Here is a 22,188-nt window from a genome sequence, read left to right as displayed (position 1 = left end):
GCTATCATATATTTATAATATTATTCTGAAAATAGTTTTGTCAATCTTTATCGCATTAAAGCAGAAAGCCAAAATTACCCTTCCGATGTTTAAACAGCCGTTAAGCGGGAATAACTACTGCAAGCCAGAAATAGAAAGGAGTTTTTATCGTGAAACAAAAACTGCTCATTTCAGGACTTGCCGTGTCGACTGTCGGAGTGACTTCCTACCTGCTCAAAGATAAATCAAACCGCCAAAAGGTGATGAACTTTATCCGCAATATGAAAACATCGCTCTCCGGGAAGCAGGATATTGAATCATTCCCCGTCAACAAAGCAGGCAACCCGCATCCCGAAGATATTGAAGATAACAAAATGGTATCCGAAGGCTCCATGTACCCGGTTCAATATTATGATGACAAGAAGAAATAATCTGTTCCCGGGCTGCCCGGCCGTATCAAACGGCGGCAGCTTTTTTTATGCAGACGGCGTTTGATAGATCCGCCAATATTGTCGCGATCCTTTCTCCCGCACGGTAATGCCCAGTTTGGATATTTCCGCTTTCAGCTCTTTCGCATCAGCCTTTTCCTCCTCTTTCAGCGCCTTTTCTCTCGCTTTTAAAAGAGCATTTGCCCCTGGCTCCAAATCCGGCGTATCCGGCACCCACCGTTTGTATTCTTCTTTAAAAGGATCTTCCGTCCCCAGCCAGACATACCCATGCGCGCGAAACGCATCAGCCGCTTTTTCAACCGCGGGCTCAAGCTTCTCCCGAAAAAGCTCCTGCCCTTCAGTCCCCAATAAGACAAGATGCTTTTCATCCGTAAACACACCGGAAATGCTGTCTTTCGAAAACACGCTTTCTTCATTATATATGGTTAAGGACACCTCGCTGTCCGTCACGACTGCCACAAGAGTTTCTTTAAAAGCTGCCCGCGTCAGCCACACTCCCCCGATTAAGCCGATAACGGCGGTTGCAGCCGCAGCCTTCCATCCGTGAAAAGAAGCGATAATGTCCAGCGGCCCGTGAAAAGGCAGCCAATCCAATGTTACGGCCCACTTCGCAATGACCGGCAGAAACCATCCGATGACCAGCCCCAATAATGGCGGCACCAGAAAAACCAAAGTTTTTTCAACCGATGACAACTCAAGAACCGTCTGTTTTTTTTCGTCGTTCATGTTTCTCCTCCGTCTGTGTTTTTCACAACTATCCATTATACAAAGGGTTGGATGATTCTGTAAACTGTTTCCGAAACAATAAAAAGCCTCCCGACCGCCGGGAGGCTTTTTAAAACAGGAGCTCATATACTTCATTCAATTCCATCGTGCGCTTCTCATCCTGCTCGTTCTCAGCATATTTGATTTCCTTTTCAAGCACCTGATTCAGCGCATCCATTTCCAAATCATTTAGATCTTTCACAAACTCGCCCTCATTTGCATAATGCTTCACCTGAAGCTTTTTATAAATCCCTCGGCACACATCATGCTCCAAGTGGTTCGAAAGCGACTCGCGCAAATATCCGAGTGTCCTGTCCATCATGTAAGCCCTCCCTTTTCTTTAGGAATAGCTTCCCGGAAAGAGAGAAAAACTATACATGAAAGCACCGGGCGGCTGTTTTAACTCTGTACCTGAATGGAGAAAAATCCGCTGCTTAACGGCGTGTACGGCCCGTTCAGCCCCGTTGCGGAGAAAGAGAACGTTCCTGAACTGACATAAGAAAGAGGAACACTGTAATATTTAATGTAGCCTGTAACGATATTGCCGTTTTTCGTATATTCATCTTCCAGCGCTTTTGACGTAAGATTTGTAATATTCGTTCCGTTGTTAAACGCCTGGATCGTGTTATTGTTCGGATACCCTTGGAAATATACGGCTAAATAACCCGTTGTACCCTTCATCGGTTTTGATGCGCTGATTTGGTTCGGCCCGATATTTTCCCATTGGTAACTCTGACCGTCAGACGTCACACCGATAATACGGATTTGTGTTAAAGCAGGAGCCGGCGCCGCAGACGCTGATGGAGCCCACAACCCGCTCACAAGCAACAAAACAGCGGCGGCCGCCGCGAATAGCATAACGAGTCTCTTTTTCATGTTTCTTCCCCCTCTTATTCTTTTCGTAGAATCCTATACTATTTTACACGATTTACAAGGAAAAAGATTACATTTTATAAAAGAGTCCGGAACACTTTGTGAACTAGATATGAAACGCTCTTGAAACACCGTTGATCATGAGAAAGATGCCGCAGATTCTTAACACGACTCTCGAACTTCTGTCATCTTTACCGAAAAAGGTTTTTCCGAGCCTCCCGATCCATACGTTCATTGCGGCTCCCGCGAGCAATTCTATGATTCCGATCATTTCTGCCATATACAAAGCAGCCACCCTTCTAACCGTTTTTTTTCATATGACGATTTATCATATAAAGTGATAAGACCAATGACGCTGCACCGGCGGCAAGAAACAGGCTCAGCGGCACTATCTGCATGCTGCCTCCGCCATTGTTTTGAAACGCGCCGATCGCCCATATTTCAGGAGTAAACAACGACAGCATCTGCATGTACTCTGGAGCCGCGTCTAATGTGAAGAAAGCCCCTCCCAATAAACCCGTGACAGCTATAAAAACCGAAGCAAGCGACGTGAATTGCTTTTGGCTCTTCATGAACGGTATCACGGCCATCGTTACAGCAGTCAGCGCAAACGAGCAGGCCGCAAGCACCGCTCCCGCAGCAAAAACATGATCAGCAAAACGGATATGCAGCATGAATGTTCCGGCAGCGAGGATCACGATAATATGGAGAAGACCGAAAAGATACGCCGCCGCAAACTTAGAGATTGCATATGCCGTATAGGAAACGGGCGTGCTCAGCAATCTGTCATATGTATGATTTTCTTGTTCATCTATAAATGATCGCAGGCTTTGGACTGCAACGAACCAGATAAACATCACTAAAAACCCGATAAGTCTGTCGGCTGCCTGTCCGCCTTCATAAACGTGATGGCGGTCAACATTGACGGCGGAATGACCCTGAATATCCTTCAAGAGATCAGCTGCCGCCTGCTTCCCGTCGGTGTGCAGCGTGCGGGATATCACTTTTGCATCGCGGACTATTTTTTTCAGCGCGCCCGCCTGCTGCGCAATCAGCTGCTCTGTCAAAACAGCATCACCCTTTTCTTCATTCTGAATAAATGAAACGTTCAATTCATCTCCGGAAAATAATGTCTCTTCAAAATGAGAGCCGATCAGCAATCCAAAGGATATATCCTGATGATGAACCTTTGTTTTTAATACGTCCTCCGTGACCTTCGTGACTTTTATATGGCCGGCTTTCTGAATCATTTTCATAAATTGCGCTGAATAGGCGCTCTGATCCTCATCAGCTACATATACTTCCTTCTGCTGACTGCCATCCGCAGAAAAGGAAAAGAAATATGTGAGAAGGAGCGGGGCGGAAATCGTCGCAAAGATGGCAGCCCGATTTTGCAGCATCAGTTTCAGCTGATGTCTGATCATGAATAACAGCTGCGTCATGAAACAGCCTCCTTCCGTTTAAACACCCAGATGGTCAAACATAAAAACACGGCGCCAATGGCGGCAAGCTCTGCCAAATCCGTCGAAATACCGCTCAGACCGGCATGCTGCGTGACACTGACATAGCTGTTGATCGCTTTGCCGTTCGGTATCAGCTCCTGCACGATTTTCAAACTGTCAGGCAAGCCGTCTTTTGCGATAAAGCTTCCGCCTAAAAAACTGAATCCGTATAAAATGGGAGCCGCCATGCTTGAGACGGTCTCGTGGTTTTTTGCAGTAAACCCCCAAAGAAGCACGATACTGCCGATCGCAAATGAATAAACGATCGTAACCAGTAATATTTCAAACAAATTGCCCCATTTTACCTGATACAAGATGCCGCTTGCGATGATGACGGCAGCCATTTGCATAAGGATGGCAAGCATGATTCCCAAAAGCTTACCCGCCACGTACTGGATACGTAAAACAGGCATTGATTTGATTCTGAATAACGTGTGCTGCTGTCTCTCTTCCACTATCCCGTGAATGAGCGCAAACGCGGTCATAATGGAGAACATGACGACCATTGCGATTGAATAATACTGCATCGCATCAATCGGGGCCGCGTGATTGCCGGCCGACTGTTTCGGAATGGTGACAGCCTGTTCACGTTCACCCGAAAGGCCGCTGATGATTTTGCTGGCATCTCCCTTTGACAGATGTCCCGACTGCTTCAGCACCGCTTTCTCTTCACTGATCTCCGCTTTTACTCTGGTGACAAACGAATCGGCCATCATTTCCACAATGTCTCCGTTTACAGAGCCTTGTTGGTCCGAGATGACTTTGATACTTGTTTTTTCATTGTGTTCTGCCGCTTTTGCAAAGCCTTTCGGCACGTATACAAAAACGGAGACTTTGCCGCTTTCGACAAGCTGTTTCCCTTCTTGGTAACTGCCTATGTCTTTAACACGGATGAGATCAGTTTGTTTCAGCACGTCATTCTTTAATACGTCGCCCAAAGAACTCTCCGCGTGATCCGCATTATAAAACGCGGTCTGAAATGGCTTCACTTTCGAATCGCCGTGAAAAACCGTTCCTAAAATAAAAATCATCAGTGCCGGAAACAGAATCAGTTTTATATAGAAAGACTTTGCTCCGGCCAATAACCGAAAATCTAATAAGATCAGCCTGAATAATATTTTCATGACGCCCCCTATGAATCCCGCAGCGTTTTGCCGGTGAGCCGGAGGAAAATGCTTTCCAGATTGGCTTCCTCAAAATGAATGCCTTTAATGGTGATACCGGTTTTCCTGATATCATCCGCAATATCAAGGAGATTGCGATCTGCCGCAGAGACGAGCATCGTAATGGTCTGCTGGCTGACAGCAGCCTCGGCAACACCGGGAATGCGGCGGATTTTTTTAACGGCGTCATCATTCAGCCCCTCTGCATTCACGATCAGGGTATCAGAGGCTTTGGCTGACTTCTTCAAGTCGTCTTTCGTCCCGCAGGCAATGATTGAGCCGTGATCCATGATCGCCGCTTTTTCACAGAGGTATTCAACCTCTTCCATGTAATGACTCGTGTAGATGACGGTCATCCCTTTTTCTTGATTTAACGTCTTCACGGTTTCAAGAATATGGTGTCTGGATTGCGGATCAATTCCGACGGTCGGTTCATCTAAAATGAATAGTTTCGGTTCATTCATTAGCGCGGCCCCGATATTCACCCGTCTTTTCATTCCGCCTGAAAATTCAGATATCCTTTGATGTCGCTGTTCCTTTAATTCGATGATGTCCAGCACTTCATCAACCCGTTTACAAAGTTCCTTACCGGAAAGTCCGTACAGACTCCCGAAAAAAGCCAAATTATCCTTTGCGCTTAACGCTTGATATAAAGCGATTTCCTGCGGGACGACTCCCATCACTTTTTTTATGGCCGCAGGCTGCTCCTGTAATGAGGTTCCGTCAATGCAGATTGTTCCGCCCGTTGGCGGGAGCACGGTGCTGATCATCGACACCGTTGTTGATTTACCGGCGCCGTTTGGTCCCAGCAGACCGAATATCTCGCCTTTTTCGACGCGCAGTGATATATGATTGACAGCGGTAAAATCGCCGTACTTCTTTGTCAAATCCGTTAATTCGAGCATTCGTGCAGCACTCCTTGTGTCATGTCTGCACTTATTCTACTCTTGGCAATCCTTGTTTTCTATTCACTTTCGTACTCGATATGGGTATTACTTTCGTCATATGTTTAGTGATAAAAAGGGAGAGAGGAGGGTGAAGCGGGGTTATAGCAATTTTTGCAAATATAAGGTAAGCTCGGTTCTGTTTGACACTTCAAGTTTATCGAGGATTCTGGATACATAGTTTTTCACAGTGCCTTCAGTCAGAAATAAGTCTGCGGCAATGCGTTTATTGCTTTTGCCTTCCATAATGTGTTTCGCCACATCAAGCTCTCTCGGCGTGAGAATCTCCTTCAGCTTTGTCCGCGGCTCTTTCTGCACCGCAGGGATCTCCATATTGTTCAGCGCTTTTACGACGGAAACCGTGATTTTGGGATTCAGCATCATCTTCCCTTCATAAACGGCTTGAAGGGAGTCGATCATTTCATCCGAATCAGCATCCTTCAAGAGATAGCCGTCGGCTCCGCTTTTCAGCCCGGCAAAAATATAGTGATCATCTTCAAACGTTGTCAGAATGATGACTTTTACGGACGGATATCGCGCTTTTACCGCTTTTGTCGTTTCGATTCCGTCCATACCGGGCATTCTGATATCCATCAAAATCACATCGGTTTCGGTTTGAGAAAGCAGCCGGAGAACCTCTTCGCCGCAAGAAGCCTCTCCCGATATTTGAATTCCTTCATGAAGACTCAGAATCATTTTCAGCCCCTCTCTCACAATGGACTGGTCGTCTGCAATCATGACATTCACTTGATTATTCCTCCTTGCATGGAATCCTTATTTTCACGTCAAAACCCGTTTCCTTCCCAGACGAGAAAACAGCCTCTCCGCCAAGTGCGGCTGCTCTTTTCTCAATTCCTTTCAGACCATTTGATTTTATGATCGTTCCGCAGGCTGAGCCGTTATTATGAATATGCGCCAATATCATGTTTCGGTTTTTTTGAATCCGGACAGAAACATATGAAGCATGTCCATGCTTTATCGCATTCGTAATCGTTTCCTGAACGGATTGATAAAGACAATGCTTCACATCCGGCTGTTCCGCTTCTATGGCCGCGTCCGTCTCCAGCTCGAAGCGTATGCCTCCCGCCTCTTGAAAATGGCTGAAAATGTCACGGAGCTCTTGCTCAAATCCCCGCCCCGGCAAAGAGCCCTGCAGCAGCATAACGGCCTGGCGAAGCTTTAAAATGGATTCTTTCGTAAGATCATGCGCCTTATGAATGATCTGCTTCACTTTGTCCGGCTGATGCCCGGCTGTCTTCCCGGCAAATTCTAAATTCATTTTCAGAGCAGCCAGATAATGACCGAGAGAATCATGCAGCTCCTGCGCAATTCTAGTTCTTTCTTTCGTAACGGCCAGTTCCTCAATCCGGTCTGAATATTCCTTCAGTGTGTCATTAGCGATCTTCAGCTCTCGGTTCAGCAATTCAACCTTCGACTTCTCCTGCAGGTTTTTCCGATATAAATAAATCACCGCAAACATGATGAAGTATGGCGGCACGATATCACTGACACCCGCTCCGCCGGCGTATAAAGCTGCGGCAAATGCGGCGGCATTCATCGTTAACAAAACAGCCGAAATCTGCTTATCAGTAATAAGCACCTCCGCCAATAAAAGCACCATTACGGCCTGTGTCCCCACACTATAGACATTGTACAAAAGAACTCCCGCGATAACGTTGCTCAGGAGAAAAGAGCCTTGATATACAGCCGGCCTTCTCTTCATATATAGCGGCCGCAGGCAGTCATTAGCCGTCAGCATAATCACGAGCACAGACAAAAAAACCTTCAGCTCCCCCCGGCCGGGAGGAAGCTGAAGAATCGCATGAAAGATTGATAGTAATGCAAAACCCCTGATCAGTAACTTCGTATGTGCAATCTTCATCGTATTCTCCTTACAAATGAGCGGCGGCTTTCCGCTCCACGTTCAGCACATCATACAGCTCATCAAGCGAATGAATTTCATACGTCGGGATGATTCCGGACTCATTTGCTTTCTTTCCGGGATTAAACCAGCACGTATCAATTCCCGCCATCTGACCGCCTTTTATGTCCGCGCTCAGTGAATCGCCGATAATAAGTCCGCCCTCGGCAGAAAAACCGGGAATTCTCGCACACACGTAATCAAAGTATTCCTTCATCGGCTTTTGAAAACCCGTGTCCTCAGATACAAACACATCTTTAAAGAACGGATACAGACCGGAGTCGCCCAGCCGCTTATATTGTGATCTTGAGACGCCGTTCGTCACGATGTATAAATCAAATAAAGGACTCAGCCGTTCAATCAGCTCATAAGCCCCGTCTATCATCTGGTGCCCTTCTTCTAAGTATTGGCGGTACGCCTGATTCATCAGCACGCCGTCGGCTTCGAGGCCGTATTCTTTAAACAAAAGGGCAAACCGTGTATTCACCACTTCATCGCGGGTCATTTCCCCCTCTTCAAACGCCTTCCACAGCCCATGATTTAACGCTTTATAACGGGCTTCCACCTCTGCCGTCAGCTCCAGCTTTGAACCTTGAAACAATTTTTGAAGAGCATCGGTTTCTGAAGCGGTAAAATCCAGCAGCGTATTGTCTATATCAAATAATAACGTACGGTAATGACTCATCGATGTTTCCCCCGGTTCTGCTTTTTTTAATCAGTATACCACTCGCGGACAAGCCGAAAAAGACACCCCTGTAAGAGAGGTGTCTTTTTGAATTATACAGCGTCTTCTATTTTCGATTTTTCACCAGGCATGCGCTTGCCGATACCGAACGCATAATAGCTGACCGTCACAATCGCCAGGAAAATCACCCCGACAACCAAAGAAATCCGCGTATCTTTGTTAAACCACATGCCGATCAATACCATGAGTAAGAAAGCGATCGTCAAATAGTTTGTAAACGGCGCAAAAGGCATTTTAAACGGATGCTTATCAAGCTCAGCGCCCTTCGCTCTTCTGAAACCGAGATGGCTGATTAAAATGACGAACCACGGAATCATTCCCGGCAGCACACTCGCGCTGTACACATAGACAAAAATTTTCGGAGGCGCGATGTAGTTCAGCACGACACCGATCACAAGTCCGATTAATACGGCAAACGTACCGAATATCGGCACACCGCTCGAAGAAACTTTCTTAAAGAATTTCGGGGCCTGTCCGTTCACGCCCAATGTATAAAGCATGCGTCCCGCACTGAATATCCCGCTGTTGCATCCGGACATCGCAGCGGTAATCACAACAAAGTTAATCAAACCGGCCGCCGCCGTAATCCCGACTTTCGCAAATGTCGAAACAAACGGACTGCCGAGTGAGTGAAGCTCATTCCACGGATATACGGTAACGATTACGAAAATCGCACCGATGTAGAAAATTAAAATCCGCCAAATAATACTCTGAATCGCGCTTCGCAGCGTTTTTTGCGGGTCCTTCGCTTCCCCTGCCGTAATCCCGATCAGTTCGACCCCTTGATAGGCCGCAACGACCAAAGACAAGGCAAAGAAAAATCCTGAAAAACCATTCGTAAAGAAACCGCCGTGCGACCATAAATTAGATAATCCGATCGCATGCCCTCCGTTACCGAAACCGAAGAAAATAATTCCGATTCCGGCCACAATCATCAGAATAATGGTGACGATTTTGATCATGGCAAACCAAAATTCAAACTCACCGAAAGATTTTACCGAAATTAAATTCGCCGCACCGAGAATGGCCATGGCGATAATGCCGGGAATCCATGCCGGCAGATCAGGAAACCAATATTTCATATACGAACCGACGGCGATAATTTCAGACATCCCGACGATCACCCATTGAAACCAGTTGCTCCACGCCGTCATATAGCCGGCTAACGGATGTATATACTTATGGCCGAATGTCGCAAACGACCCTGTACTCGGCTCTACATAGAGCATTTCGCCCATCGCACGCATGATAAAAAAGATAAAGATACCCGAGATCGCATAAGCCAGCAGGACAGACGGCCCGGTCCATCCGATCGTGCTGGATGACCCCATGAATAAACCGACACCGATCGTGCCGCCCAGCGCAATCATCTGTATATGACGCGCGCCTAAGCCTCTCTTTAATTCTTTGTTTGCCACTTCGCTTCCTCCTCTTAACAGCTCTGATATATGTGAAATAATGAAGCAGAAGGTGCACCTGTTGAACCTAACTCACTCTTCATTTCCCGCAATATTAGAAATATTCTATCTTTCTATTGTTATATAATCTCCAATTTCCTTATTCCATCATAATAAATTTTCGTGGAAAATACAATTGTTTTTTTCAGGTAAACACCTTACACCCTAAACCAATAGACTAAAAATAAAACGCTTTCATTTTTAATGAATTATGAATATTGAGATAATAAATGCCGCAGCCTCCGAGAAACAGGATGTCCCTGGAGAAACATGTTCCGCCCCCTATTCAATATTATTTTTGCTAAGCAGAATGGCGTAAAGTCTTACTCTCTTCCATTCTCCCTTGTATACGCCATAATCCTGCTTAACCGGCAAAAATCATGCATTAATCGATAAATGCCTCATTCAGCCGCAGCAAAAGCCGGCCGAACATTTCTTTTTCATCGCCTGACCAATCGTCAAGCATATGTCGGTATCGATCAAGACGCATCTTTTTATCAGCTTTTAACCTCTGTTTGCCAAGCTTCGTAATCGCAAACAGACTGACCCGCCCGTCAGAAGGATCGGAAAAACGCTGGATCAGCTCTTTCGACTCCAAGGCCGCGGCCTGGCGTGACAATGTGGAAATATCCAGCTTAAAAGATTCGGCTAATTCCTTTACACGCGCCGGTCCGAATTCATCCAGCTGCCGTAATAACAAATACGCAGCCCTTTCCAGATGTCCGATTTTACGGTCGGAGTTATCAAGATAAACAGCTCTCCTGATAAAAGTGGTGAGCTCATATTCAATTAATTCAATCGGATCTTGTTTTGACAAACAGCCTCACTCCTTACAATTGACAACAGCAATATTAGTTGTATAATACAAACATATGCACATTTACTAAGAAAACATATAGAAAGATTTTGCATACATATATTTGTATAGTACAAATATATGCGCAAAAAGTAAAGAAACATATCGAAGCATCAAGAAAGGGGGAAGCTGCTCTTCTCCAAAGAACAGCATTGTCGTGAAAGTCATACGCATCATCTTGCAAATCATTATTTTATTCGCATTTTCCTTTATCGGGGGAGCCGTTCAGCAGTTCTTTCACCTGCCCATTCCCGGAAGTATCATCGGTTTGATCCTGCTGATCATATGTTTATCGGTTAAGATCATTCCCGTCAAAATGATTGAAGACGGAGCCGGATTTTTGCTGTCTTTTCTTCCGCTGTTATTCATTCCGGCCATGACGGGCGTCATCAATTACCCGTCACTGTTTTCCGCCAGCGGGGCTGCTCTGTTTCTGATCATCGTGCTGAGCACCATCGTCACAATGATCGCCGCAGGGTACGCCAGCCAGCTGTTAGAGCACAAAGCCAATCAGAGAAAGGAGAAAAAGAAGTGCAGCAAGCATGTATCGCAATCCTTATAATTTTGTTCACGGCCGCCGCCTATCTGGCTATGGTGAAATTATATGTGCGCTTTCCATATCCCTTTCTCATACCGGTTTTGACGACTACGATTTTCATTATCGCCGTGCTGCTTGTTTTTCATATTTCGTATAAAGACTATATGATCGGCGGCCAATGGATCAATTCACTGCTCGGACCCGCCGTGGTGGCTTTGGCATACCCGCTTTATAAGCAGCGCCGGGTGTTAATCAAGTATATGTTTCCGATCATCGGCGGCGTGTTGGCCGGTTTATTCTCCGGAATGGTCAGCGGCCTGCTATTTGCAGAGCTGTTCGGCATCAGCCGGAGTTTGATTTTGTCAATTATCCCAAAATCAATTACGACGCCTGTCGCGATACAGATTGCGTCCGGTATCGGCGGTGTCCCTTCCATGACAGTCGTGTTCGTCATGATCGCAGGGTTTTCCGGCGTTATCTTAGGACCGCTGCTTCTCAAGTGGATCCGCATTCGCAGCTCACTCGGGAAAGGAATTGCATTCGGGAGCGCTTCCCATGCGCTCGGCACCTCAAAAGCAATGGAGTACGGAGAATTAACGGTCTCCATGAGCTCTGTTTCCATGACGCTCTGCGCCGTGTTAGGGTCGGTCTTCGGCCCCGTCGTAGCATGGATGTTTCAAATTTAAAGCTGACGGTTCTCCGTCAGCTTTTTTCATGTGCGGCTCATCTCATTTCCTTCCATTATTATGTTTCATTTGTAAAAATAATGGTAAAGTAGAAAACAAGGAGGGATTTAATGATGACTGGAGCAATTCCGCAAAAGAAACTGCTGGATGGGACAAGCATTCCTGCGATCGGCTTCGGTACATACGCTCTTAATGGAAACAACGGCGTTCATGCCATTACCAGCGCCATTGATATCGGCTACCGTCTGATTGACACCGCTTATAACTATGAAAATGAAGGGACGGTCGGAGAAGCCATCAAGAGAAGCTCTGTTCCGAGAGAACAGCTATACGTGACGTCCAAGCTGCCCGGACGCTACCATGACTATGACAAAGCTGTACAAACCATCCAAGAATCTTTATACCGCGCCGGTCTGGACTACTATGACCTGTATCTCGTCCATTGGCCGAACCCGAAACAAGACCGCTACACGGAAGCATGGCAGGCACTGATTGATGCGAAAAAATGGGGTCTGATCCGATCCATCGGCGTCTGCAATTTCCTGCCTGAGCATATCGAACGGCTCGAACGTGAAACCGGCGTAAAGCCAGGCATCAACCAAATAGAACTGCATCCCGCTTTTAATCAGCAGCAGCAGCGCCAATGGCACGAAGAACAGGGCATCGTGACAGAATCATGGAGTCCGTTATCCCGCGCCGGCGAAGTATTGAACGATCAAAAACTCGGACGGATTGCGGACAAATACGGCAAAACCATTTCTCAAGTCATTTTACGCTGGCATATCCAGCTGGGCGCCATCCCGATTCCAAAATCAGCATCGCCCGAGCGCCAGCTTGAAAACATCTCCGTTTTTGATTTCTCCCTTGATGAAAACGACATGAGCATTATCGACTCGCTTACCCGCCCCGACGGACGCATAAACGGCCAAGACCCGGCGGAGTATGAGGAGTTTTAAGTAAACGCATAAAGAAAAGCTGACGGCATCATTCGTCAGCTTTTTTCTCAATTTATATACGCACACCCAGCTCCCGTTTCCATTCAGAAAGCCAATCTGTATCCCCAGATCCGTATTGCCTGCTTTGGCCGACATCACGCAGAGATCCGTTTTTATACTCAATGGACAGCACCAAATCAGGAATGGCGTCATAACCCGTTCTCGCAAGCTTCGTGAGCCCCTGTCCGTAATGGGCGGCCGCTTCTGCCGCCGTATGTTTCAGCAAAGGATCGTGCTGCAGCGCTTCCTTATAGACGTCTAAAAGGTCGCGGCCGTCTTCTGTGACGTACTTTCCGTCCACGATCTGCAAGTCTTTCAGATGATAGCCGGTCACCTCATACATTTCCCGAACGACTTGATATTTCTCATACGCTTCCGCCGTAAATTGCGAGGAATCATCACTCCGGCTGCGAATGATGTGCGCAAACAGCTCTTTGCTGTTTTCCCCGGAGTTTAAGACGGCTTCAATCTGCTGAGTGAGCTCTTCATCGTCCGTCCCGCTCACTTTTAACAGATAATCAATCGGTGATATCGTAAATGTAAGGTTCGCACCCTCCGGAATCTGAATATGATTCCGATGGAAAAGCATCTCAATCTGCTGATTGACCTGCCCGCGCTGAAACACCTTTTCATTTTCTCCCTCAATCTCTCCGCTGAGCGTTTCACCCCGAAACGCCGCATCACGGAAATCATAGCTTTGGGCTTTCCCCTTAAACAGCCATTCCGTTTCATTATGATAAGCGGCCTGACGCTCCGATTCTGATAAATCACTTCTGAAATAAGGTGAATCGGCACGCTGGTATTTATCCTTAATATAATGCAAAGGATCTGGTTTTCGTTTATTGATTTCATTGATACGGCTGTATTTCTCATCAAGAATCTTGCTCGCAATATCACTCTCAGACTCATACGGATTATTAGCGTCTATTACCGTCTCTTTCCCATTATCCGTAATCGTTTTCTGATTTGCAGATTGATATAAACGGGACAGGCTGCTCCCTTTCTCAGTGACACCGCTCCTTGAATAATTCACCTGGCTCAGATCGCGGGTCCCGCCTGCCTGAATCAATAAGCTGTCCGGCCCTTTTGCCGCATCTTTCACATTTGTTTTGGAAGAATACCGCTGAAGCACTTGCTGAGCCATTACTTGATTTTTTATATAACGAGCGTTTAGGCGCATGTTTTTAACCTCCGCTTGAGATGATGTTCTAGTGTTTGTATCGGCTGTTTCCCAGTTGATTTTAACCTAAAATAACAAATGTTTACATCATGAGGGTTTTTATGTATGATGTAGTCAAAAAGGAGGAATTTTCCATGAAAAAGTATATATCTATACTATTTGTCAGTGCAATCTTATTATCAGGCGTATTGTTTGCACCTTCAGCCTCAGCCTCTGCGTCTCAAAAGAACTCATCACAAATAAGCGCCATTACAGGAAATCATTCATTTGAAACTGCCAATCCAGTAGGCTACTGGAAATATAAAAATATTGATACTGCCATATTGCCAAAAGGGGAAAAAGATTCGTATTTCACTTTCACGGCAAATAAGGGAGAAAGACTTTATGTCAGGAGTTCAACAAGAAGTGAATACAAGGGAATGGACATTGAAATTTATAATAAAAATAAAGTACTGATCAGTAAAGGCACAGAAGTGATAAATCCTGATACGGCGCTACCTTTTATCTATGCGAATACAGATGCGAAAGAAAATAACGAGACGTTCTACGTGAAAGTGTCCCGCGGCTCCTACACTGACGATATGTACTTTACACTCTCTATTTACGACCGAATCAAATCCGGCAGTGAGACCTTCTCATTCAGCGGTACAGCTGAAAATAAAGGGAACACAAGCCTCAGTCCGAATGGATCAGATTCAACTGTTCTTAGACTCGACTTAACCAAACAGACAAGCATTCCAAGAGACGCCACAGTGAAAAGAATCAACACCACCGCAACCCAAACACCAAGCCAAGGAAATACAAGCCACTACATCATGTCGGAAGAAAATAAAGTGTGGCACCGTGCACTTGCAAACAGCTCCACACAAGGGAATTACGGTATTACACTGGATGATAACCTCTCAGCGGCAAGCATCTGGAATTTTAAATACAACACACTTGCAACAGCTAAATCGACTATGAAAAATGTAAAATTGAAGATTGATTATGAGTACGATGTGACATCACAGTATTAATGAGAAGAACAGCCGCCTATTATGCGGGCGGCTTTCTGCTTAACATAAAAAAATGAATTTATGAGTCCTTGTAAAGTGATGAACTTTTGTATATATAGAGAGAAACATGGAAGATAGGGTATATCGATTGACAAGTTCTATTTGGTGAAAAAGGGACGTTTTTGAAAAATGAATGATATAGCGCCTTTTTAACATTTAATGCAGAACTGATATGTCAAAGCAGTAAAACCGCTAAAATCAATAAAGTGCCTAGACCATTGATCAACTGTTTGGTTTGAATAAATTTTGATAAGAAAGAGCTCATGAGCTTGTATTTCTAAGCAAATAATTAGAATCTATTTTGAAATAAGATTGATCAAATTGGGTGACTTTTAATTTAGGGCCTAATTATTTATATAGAAAACGCCTATACCCTTACAATATTCATTTTTTGATAAAGTTCTTTAACATCTTCCTTAAAAAGTTTTACATCATTTGAACTTGACCATTTATAAAGATCCCGGAATAATTTTGTCTCTATAAAATATCTTGCCTCGTATGACATAATAAATGAATCTTCAATAGCATTATAATCAAGCAACGATTTTTTAGAACTTCTGAGAGTTTTTTTCAGTAATAAATATATAATATTTGATAAATCATGCCCATTTACTATTTGCAGTAAATCGTATTCATTTTTTGATAGCTCGTCAATCTTTTGTTTCACGAATTCCTTATCCGCCATTTGACTAGATCTATTAATTGAATAATTAAAAACAGTATTTATTAATTGTTCTTTACCTTTAAACTGTAATGCCTTCTCATCTATAAAATCTTTGTATTTCAAAGGTTTCCCATCTGCTTTTTTAGGCTTAAATGCCAATCCTAAACTATGTAAATGATTTGCCAGTTTTAATAATCCTATTTCTTTAGCGATATTTAATAAACTATCCTTTATTTCTCTACCACTCAAAAACTCATCTAATTTTTTCTTTGTAACATAGATATATAATACTGTCTCTAATGCTTGAGATTTGAACATCATAACTTCACTATCGTGATAATCTGTAGAATATATATCTTTTACTAACTGTTCCTCCCCCAAGATTTTAGAAAAATCAGCATCTACTATTCCTATCTTCTCTTTAAACTTGCGTTCCTCTAAAATTTTTATAACTTCTATAACTTTTTCTTTACCCCCCACTTGTTTGATTTCTACAGTATCACCAATATCAAAAAATTTACCATAAAGATTAAAATCTTTTGTCCCTTCTACAATTAAATATGTTCCATTAAATGTGGTATCTTGCATAATTGCATTTGCAGTTCTCTCAGGTGTCATGTGCTCAAACACTTATTCCACCCCTTGTAATTCAACTTTTAAATCCCAATTATTTGATATAATATCTGGGGAATGAGTAGCTATCAGGATGTCTAGTTTATTTAAATTATGGATTTCTTTCAAATCTGAAATAAATTTATTTTGCCATGAAATATGTAAAGAAATTTCAGGTTCATCTATCAAGATTAAAGAATTGGGACTTGTATTGAATATCAGGTGATAGAACAATATCAATTCATTCTTTTCTCCAGAAGAAAGCTGTTCTAAAGGAATTTGTCTATATATATCCTCATCTTTAAGTACTGTGGATTTAAACGCAAATCCATCTTCTTTATTTACATATAACTTTTTATGCTTAAATCTTTCATTAATAATCTTTAATAGTAACCTAATCTTTTCGGCTATTTCATCAAATATACTTAACTTTTCAAAGCTATCTTTAACATATAGCATAAGAACATTTTTCACAGTATCTTCAGGGCTATCTATAAAAAGAAGATCTGAATTTTTATCAGTTTCTACTAAACCAACTTCATCAAGTAAACTACGCTTATCTTCTAAGGCCTTAAGTTCACGAATCAAATCATCCTCTGATACATTACGATTTCCTTTTTTTAATTCATTAACTAATCTATTGGGATATGTTCTATCTAATTTAGAAGATAACTCTGTTGACACTGTTAATTTTTGTTTTATCAATTCTGTTAACTCTTTAGAATACTTTTTTACAGTTTCAATAGGCGCTCTATCTGGATTTTCAAAGTTGTAAACTCGTTGTGTTTCAATTAAAGAAACTTGTACTTTCTCAAATCTATCAACAAACCACTGATCTAAGTCTAAATTTCTTATAAATTCATTATCAAATCTTCTTGGATGATTGGGACTAAACTTTTCAACAACTTCTAATGGATTATAGAGTTCCCCAGTATATCTGTGTTCCCACGTATTAGGTGAAACCCTCCTTAAAGTATTACTCACCCTTCCTATATGCATTGCTTCCCTTCTAATAGCTTCCGGGTTATATACGTCTAGTTCTAGTAAGAAAACTTCTTCTTCTTTTTTTCCTTTCCTATTTTGAATAACAGAAAGTGAAACTCCTTTTTCCTGAGACTCATTTTTAAAAACTTCCCAAGAAACATCATCTTCAAATTTAAAAATAATGCTTTCATATTCAACATTTGTAAGCTTATAAAACTCACCTTTAAAAAACGCCTCTATCATTTCTAATATTTTGGTTTTCCCTAACCCATTCTCACCAATTATAATCGTTATCCCTCTGTCAACATTTAATTTGACATCATGGTCAAAAAAACCAAATAATTTTTTGATGGATATTTCTTTTAGTTTCATAATACTTTACCTCGCTTTAATTTTCTTTTTTTTCTAAATTTTCTTCAAGCAAGTTAATTACACAACAAATTCTTTGAATTTACATGTACTTGTACTTCTTTAATTAATAGTTTTTAGATCCTTCGAAGAATTTATTTCTTCCTGTATCATCAGGTCGATCAGAGCCGTATCGTGAAATTATATTTTATCACTAGTATGATAGTCATGAATTTATTTGTAAATAAGTAAATATATATTTTATATCTATTTTTTCAACAATCAGTTTAAAGTATCTTTGGAATAGCGTTCAGTCTTCAAGATATATTTCTTTACTTAATATCTACGCTGATTTATTTGTTTCTTACACAAATGATACTCCCTCAGGCATCGAAGTTATAACTGGATATTTATTGTTCCACTCTAATAGGAAATTAAAATACAAATTTTCAATTGTTTTCTGTACATAAATCAGGAATCATTGTCAAAATTGAAATTAATACAACTCATCATTTTTCATACTTCGTTAGTTATTTTATACCATGCTAAGTCGAATATAGTTTCTATAATTTCTTTTGAGAAACTATTGGTATTTTGGCAATTTATTTAAACTTTATCTTTTGAACATGTTGTTCTGCTTAGCAAGAAACATCTTGTATCTTTAGCCAATATTTGAAATCAGTAGTTACCCCGTGCCACGTCCTTCTATAATCTTTTCCACTACTTGTGATGTTCTTGCTCTTTCAAACATAAAAATACCCCTTTAGACTTATAGTAATCTAAAGGGGTAAGACATGCAACTTTTTTACAAACATTACATATTTTCGCAAACGATACGACTTTATTTCTATCTTACATACTGTTTTTCACTAAATCAGATCCTATTCCACAGTCACACTCTTCGCAAGGTTGCGCGGTTTATCAACGTCACAGCCGCGGTGCAGTGCAGCGTAGTAAGCGATCAGCTGCAATGGCACAACAGATACCAGCGGAGCAAGCGCAGGGTTGACTTCCGGCAGGATGAATCTGTCGTCTGCGTCTTCTAAGCCTTTCAGCGAGATGATGCACGTGTTGGCGCCGCGGGCTGCGACTTCCTTCACGTTTCCGCGGATGCTCAGGTTGACGTGTTCTTGTGTCGCAAGCGCAAAGACCGGTGTTCCTTCTTCAATCAGAGCGATTGTTCCGTGCTTCAGCTCGCCGCCGGCGAAGCCTTCCGCCTGGATGTAAGAAATCTCTTTCAGCTTCAGGGCGCCTTCGACACATACGAAGTAGTCGAGGCCGCGGCCGATGAAGAAAGCGTTTCTTGAAACAGTCAGGTACTCACGCGCGATCATTTCCATTTCGTCCTTCTGGTCGCAGAGGGCTTCCATGGCGTTTGCCGCGATACCTAATTCTTTGACTAAATCAAAACCGATATCAACACCGTTGCGTTCTGCTGCAACGGACGCAAGGATCGCAAGCACGGCAATCTGAGCCGTATACGCTTTTGTTGATGCAACCGCGATCTCAGGGCCTGCGTGCAGAAGCAATGTGTAATCCGCTTCACGGGAAAGCGTTGATCCCGGAACGTTTGTGATCGTCAGCGCTTTGTGACCCAGCGCTTTGACTTGAACAAGCACGGCGCGGCTGTCCGCTGTTTCTCCGCTTTGAGAAAGGAAGATAAAGAGCGGCTTCTTAGACAGAAGCGGCATGTTGTAGGAGAATTCACTCGCTACATGCACTTCAACCGGGACGTTTGCCCACATTTCAATATATTGTTTCCCGACAAGACCGGCATGGTAGCTCGTTCCGCAAGCCACGATATAAATGCGGTCCGCTTCCGCCACGGCGTCAGCGACATCGCCGGCCACAGCCAGTCTGCCGTTTTCGTCTTGATACGTTTGGATGATTTTGCGCATAACAAGCGGCTGCTCATCCGTTTCTTTTAACATGTAGTGAGGGTATGTGCCTTTTTCGATATCACTGGCGTCAAGCTCAGCGATATAAGACGCACGTGTCATGACTTCACCGTCAAGGTTTTTAATCACGGCTTCGTCTTTTGTCACGATCACCATTTCTTTGTCCAAAAGCTCAACGTATTCATTCGTTACTTGAAGCATAGCCATCGCGTCAGATGCCACGACGTTAAACGTATCTCCAAGGCCGATTAACAGAGGGCTTTTGTTTTTTGCAACGTAAATGGTGTCTGTGTTTTCACCGTCAAATAATGCAATTGCGTAAGAGCCTTTTAACAGAGTCAGTGTTTTGCGGAACGCTTCTTCTGTGCTAAGTCCTCCCGCCACAAATTGCTCGATCATTTGAACGACTACTTCAGTGTCCGTGTCGCTTTTCAGTTCAACGTTTTCAAGATATTCGCGCTTCAGCTGAACATAGTTCTCGATCACACCGTTGTGAACAAGTGTAAAGCGGCCGAGTGCGCTTTGATGCGGGTGAGCGTTCAGGAAGCTTGGTTCGCCGTGAGTCGCCCAGCGTGTATGGCCGATTCCCGCTTGAGATTCAACCGTGTGATCCACCACTTCACGAAGGTCGGCGATGCGGCCTTTTTCTTTGTACACATGCACGCCCTGCTCATTCGCCACAGCGATACCGGCAGAGTCATAACCGCGGTACTCAAGCTTCTCTAATCCTTTTAACAAAATCTCTTTCGCATCAAGCTGACCGATATAACCTACAATTCCACACATTTTTTCTTCCTCCTAAAGGTGCAAAAGGAGACGAAGAAAGTCAAATTACAAGGGGACTTTCAATCGTCCCCTCCCACATGTTTTTTTGGAAGATCATGTGATTTCTCTTTGTTCGGAGAGTCGCCCCTCCGGTTTGAAGAAATCCTTACGGCTGTGATCTAAATGAATCAGCCGGGAGGCATCCGCCGAAAATTCGATAACCTCCATCCTCGTCAACTAAGCCGTTTTTCGGGCGCTTAGTTCGGGCGCTGTAATTATAAAAGATGCAAACAATCCCGCCTTTCCTGCAAGTGAAAAACAAAGGCTGAACAAGCTTGATTTTACAGCATGTGCCAAGGACGGTCAATTATTTTTTGCCGCCCCGGCATCATGTTTACTATCATATTATGCTGATCGCACTTGTCTTGTTCGCTCTCTGCTTATAAACTTCGCTACTCCGCTCCCATTTCTGTCCGCACGACATCCACGATTTTTGTGACATATTCGTCACAAAGCTCTTTTGTTCTCGCTTCGGCCATCACGCGGACGAGCGGTTCGGTGCCTGACGGGCGCACTAAAATCCGGCCGTCTCCGTTCATTTCTTTTTCCACTTCAGAAATAACGGCCTTCACCTTAGCGTTTTCTTCTACCTTATATTTATCCGTCACTTTCACGTTCACTAAGAGCTGCGGGAATTTTTTCATTTCATCCGCAAGTTCTGAAAGAGTTTTGCCGGACGCCTTCAGCGTATTCACAAGCATGATCGCGGACAAAAGACCGTCGCCGGTAGTGTTGTAATCAAGGAAAATAAGGTGCCCTGACTGCTCGCCGCCGACATTATAGCCGTCTTTTTTCATCGCTTCTACGACATAGCGGTCGCCGACTGCCGTTTGAACGCTTTTGATTTCTTCTTTTTCAAGCGCTTTGTAAAAACCGAGGTTGCTCATCACAGTCGATACGACGGTATCATCCTTCAGACGGCCCTCTGATTTCAAATACTTCGCGCATATGTACATAATCTGATCACCGTCGACGATGTTTCCTTTTTCATCAACAGCAATGAGGCGGTCGCCGTCTCCGTCAAACGCAAGGCCGATATCGGCGTTTTTTTCTTTGACGAAAGCACTCAGCGCTTCCGGGTGTGTAGACCCGACGCCATCATTAATGTTTAATCCGTTCGGAGACGTCCCCATTGTAGATACGTCAGCATCGAGATCGGCAAAAAGGTGCGTCGCAATGGATGATGTCGCACCATGGGCGCAGTCAAGCGCTACATGAATGCCTGTGAAATCTTCGTCCGCCGTCTGCTTTAAAAATTGCAGATACTTTTGAACGCCTTCAAAATAATCGTTTACAAGCCCGAGGTCCGCGCCTGTCGGTCTCGGCAGCTTATCTTCCGGTTCATCCATGAGACGTTCAATCTCGGCCTCCTGCTCATCAGAAAGCTTAAAGCCGTCCCCTCCGAAAAATTTAATTCCGTTATCCTGTACGGGGTTGTGAGAAGCGGAGATCATGACGCCCGCCTCAGCATCCATGGCTTTCGTTAAATAGGATACCCCCGGCGTAGAAATAACGCCGAGGCGCATCACTTCAGCTCCGATCGATAAAAGTCCGGCGACAAGGGCTCCCTCCAGCATATGTCCGGAGATACGTGTATCACGGCCGATCAGCACTTTCGGGCGCTGCTTATCTTTGGTCAGGACATAACCGCCAAAACGCCCAACTTTAAAGGCCAGCTCTGGCGTAAGCTCGCTGTTGGCAACACCTCTTACACCATCTGTTCCAAAATACTTGCCCATTTTGTATCGC

Annotated in this window: 22 protein-coding genes; 5 read left to right on the top strand and 17 right to left on the bottom strand. The window is 43.9% G+C overall.

Annotation, left to right across the window (positions count from 1 at the left end; genetic code table 11):
• Nucleotides 1-149 precede the first annotated feature (149 nt).
• On the top strand, nt 150-410 hold the full coding sequence (locus JNUCC21_RS01250; RefSeq protein WP_003156732.1) for a hypothetical protein: 261 nt from the start codon (nt 150-152) through the stop codon (nt 408-410).
• Between the two features lie 45 nt (nt 411-455).
• Here the strand turns inward: JNUCC21_RS01250 and JNUCC21_RS01245 are convergent, their stop codons facing one another.
• From JNUCC21_RS01245 to JNUCC21_RS01190, 12 genes are all read right to left on the bottom strand, one after another.
• Nucleotides 456-1,154: a hypothetical protein gene (locus tag JNUCC21_RS01245; protein WP_151280949.1), complete on the bottom strand. Its 699-nt coding sequence runs from the start codon at nt 1,152-1,154 to the stop codon at nt 456-458.
• Nucleotides 1,155-1,263: 109 nt separating this feature from the next.
• Complete coding sequence (locus JNUCC21_RS01240) at nt 1,264-1,512, bottom strand: sigma-G-dependent sporulation-specific acid-soluble spore protein CsgA (RefSeq protein WP_007408989.1); 249 nt, start codon at nt 1,510-1,512, stop codon at nt 1,264-1,266.
• A gap of 80 nt (nt 1,513-1,592) precedes the next feature.
• Nucleotides 1,593-2,069, bottom strand: a complete 477-nt coding sequence (locus JNUCC21_RS01235; RefSeq protein ID WP_007408988.1) for a DUF4879 domain-containing protein — start codon at nt 2,067-2,069, stop codon at nt 1,593-1,595.
• Between the two features lie 103 nt (nt 2,070-2,172).
• Nucleotides 2,173-2,352 carry a hypothetical protein gene (locus JNUCC21_RS01230; protein WP_011996242.1) on the bottom strand — a complete coding sequence of 60 codons (180 nt, stop codon included), beginning with the start codon at nt 2,350-2,352 and terminating at the stop codon, nt 2,173-2,175.
• 13 nt (nt 2,353-2,365) lie between these two features.
• A complete protein-coding gene (locus tag JNUCC21_RS01225; protein WP_132106674.1) occupies nt 2,366-3,508 on the bottom strand; it encodes an ABC transporter permease in 1,143 nt (380 codons plus the stop codon).
• The gene (locus JNUCC21_RS01220; protein ID WP_136396060.1) at nt 3,505-4,692 is read right to left on the bottom strand and encodes an ABC transporter permease; all 1,188 of its coding nucleotides are present in this window, start codon (nt 4,690-4,692) and stop codon (nt 3,505-3,507) included. The genes JNUCC21_RS01225 and JNUCC21_RS01220 overlap by 4 nt, the downstream gene beginning before the upstream one ends.
• A gap of 8 nt (nt 4,693-4,700) precedes the next feature.
• On the bottom strand, nt 4,701-5,636 hold the full coding sequence (locus tag JNUCC21_RS01215) for an ABC transporter ATP-binding protein (RefSeq protein WP_369878498.1): 936 nt from the start codon (nt 5,634-5,636) through the stop codon (nt 4,701-4,703).
• A 141-nt stretch (nt 5,637-5,777) separates the two neighbouring features.
• Complete coding sequence (locus JNUCC21_RS01210) at nt 5,778-6,422, bottom strand: response regulator transcription factor (protein ID WP_025284154.1); 645 nt, start codon at nt 6,420-6,422, stop codon at nt 5,778-5,780.
• Nucleotides 6,423-6,426: 4 nt separating this feature from the next.
• Nucleotides 6,427-7,557, bottom strand: a complete 1,131-nt coding sequence (locus JNUCC21_RS01205; protein WP_039062508.1) for a sensor histidine kinase — start codon at nt 7,555-7,557, stop codon at nt 6,427-6,429.
• 10 nt (nt 7,558-7,567) lie between these two features.
• Nucleotides 7,568-8,281 carry a YjjG family noncanonical pyrimidine nucleotidase gene (locus JNUCC21_RS01200; RefSeq protein ID WP_257726572.1) on the bottom strand — a complete coding sequence of 238 codons (714 nt, stop codon included), beginning with the start codon at nt 8,279-8,281 and terminating at the stop codon, nt 7,568-7,570.
• 92 nt (nt 8,282-8,373) lie between these two features.
• Nucleotides 8,374-9,759 carry an amino acid permease gene (locus JNUCC21_RS01195; RefSeq protein ID WP_015416703.1) on the bottom strand — a complete coding sequence of 462 codons (1,386 nt, stop codon included), beginning with the start codon at nt 9,757-9,759 and terminating at the stop codon, nt 8,374-8,376.
• 424 nt (nt 9,760-10,183) lie between these two features.
• On the bottom strand, nt 10,184-10,615 hold the full coding sequence (locus tag JNUCC21_RS01190) for a MarR family winged helix-turn-helix transcriptional regulator (protein ID WP_014416787.1): 432 nt from the start codon (nt 10,613-10,615) through the stop codon (nt 10,184-10,186).
• Nucleotides 10,616-10,811: 196 nt separating this feature from the next.
• Between JNUCC21_RS01190 and JNUCC21_RS01185 the strand changes: the two genes are divergently transcribed.
• The 3 genes from JNUCC21_RS01185 to JNUCC21_RS01175 all read left to right on the top strand — a co-directional run bounded on the left by JNUCC21_RS01185 (nt 10,812) and on the right by JNUCC21_RS01175 (nt 12,834).
• A complete protein-coding gene (locus JNUCC21_RS01185; protein WP_003156751.1) occupies nt 10,812-11,216 on the top strand; it encodes a CidA/LrgA family holin-like protein in 405 nt (134 codons plus the stop codon).
• Entirely contained in the window at nt 11,186-11,878 is a 693-nt protein-coding gene (locus JNUCC21_RS01180; RefSeq protein ID WP_007408978.1) for an LrgB family protein, read from the top strand. Before JNUCC21_RS01185 ends, JNUCC21_RS01180 begins: the two co-directional genes overlap by 31 nt.
• Nucleotides 11,879-11,988: 110 nt before the next feature.
• The gene (locus tag JNUCC21_RS01175; RefSeq protein WP_011996234.1) at nt 11,989-12,834 is read left to right on the top strand and encodes an aldo/keto reductase; all 846 of its coding nucleotides are present in this window, start codon (nt 11,989-11,991) and stop codon (nt 12,832-12,834) included.
• A 52-nt stretch (nt 12,835-12,886) separates the two neighbouring features.
• Here JNUCC21_RS01175 and JNUCC21_RS01170 read toward each other — a convergent pair whose 3' ends face one another.
• The gene (locus JNUCC21_RS01170) at nt 12,887-14,053 is read right to left on the bottom strand and encodes a DUF4885 family protein (protein WP_072588741.1); all 1,167 of its coding nucleotides are present in this window, start codon (nt 14,051-14,053) and stop codon (nt 12,887-12,889) included.
• A gap of 134 nt (nt 14,054-14,187) precedes the next feature.
• Between JNUCC21_RS01170 and JNUCC21_RS01165 the strand changes: the two genes are divergently transcribed.
• Nucleotides 14,188-15,069 (top strand): hypothetical protein, encoded by an 882-nt coding sequence (locus JNUCC21_RS01165; protein ID WP_072588740.1) that lies wholly within the window; start codon nt 14,188-14,190, stop codon nt 15,067-15,069.
• A 406-nt stretch (nt 15,070-15,475) separates the two neighbouring features.
• On the opposite strand, the gene JNUCC21_RS01160 is transcribed toward JNUCC21_RS01165, so the two are convergent.
• The 4 genes from JNUCC21_RS01160 to glmM all read right to left on the bottom strand — a co-directional run bounded on the left by JNUCC21_RS01160 (nt 15,476) and on the right by glmM (nt 22,178).
• Nucleotides 15,476-16,402, bottom strand: coding sequence for a DUF4435 domain-containing protein (locus JNUCC21_RS01160; RefSeq protein WP_025284149.1), 927 nt, complete (start codon nt 16,400-16,402; stop codon nt 15,476-15,478).
• Nucleotides 16,403-17,740 carry an AAA family ATPase gene (locus JNUCC21_RS01155; RefSeq protein WP_025284148.1) on the bottom strand — a complete coding sequence of 446 codons (1,338 nt, stop codon included), beginning with the start codon at nt 17,738-17,740 and terminating at the stop codon, nt 16,403-16,405.
• An 857-nt stretch (nt 17,741-18,597) separates the two neighbouring features.
• Nucleotides 18,598-20,400 (bottom strand): glutamine--fructose-6-phosphate transaminase (isomerizing), encoded by a 1,803-nt coding sequence (gene glmS / locus JNUCC21_RS01150; protein ID WP_003156758.1) that lies wholly within the window; start codon nt 20,398-20,400, stop codon nt 18,598-18,600.
• Nucleotides 20,401-20,831: 431 nt separating this feature from the next.
• Nucleotides 20,832-22,178 (bottom strand): phosphoglucosamine mutase, encoded by a 1,347-nt coding sequence (gene glmM, locus JNUCC21_RS01145; protein WP_007408011.1) that lies wholly within the window; start codon nt 22,176-22,178, stop codon nt 20,832-20,834.
• Nucleotides 22,179-22,188 lie beyond the last annotated feature (10 nt).

It is taken from the genome of Bacillus sp. JNUCC-21 (genome assembly GCF_041222765.1).
Lineage (GTDB): Bacteria > Bacillota > Bacilli > Bacillales > Bacillaceae > Bacillus > Bacillus velezensis.
Note: the sequence above shows the minus strand (reverse complement) of the source record. Positions and strands in the feature narration are given on the sequence as shown.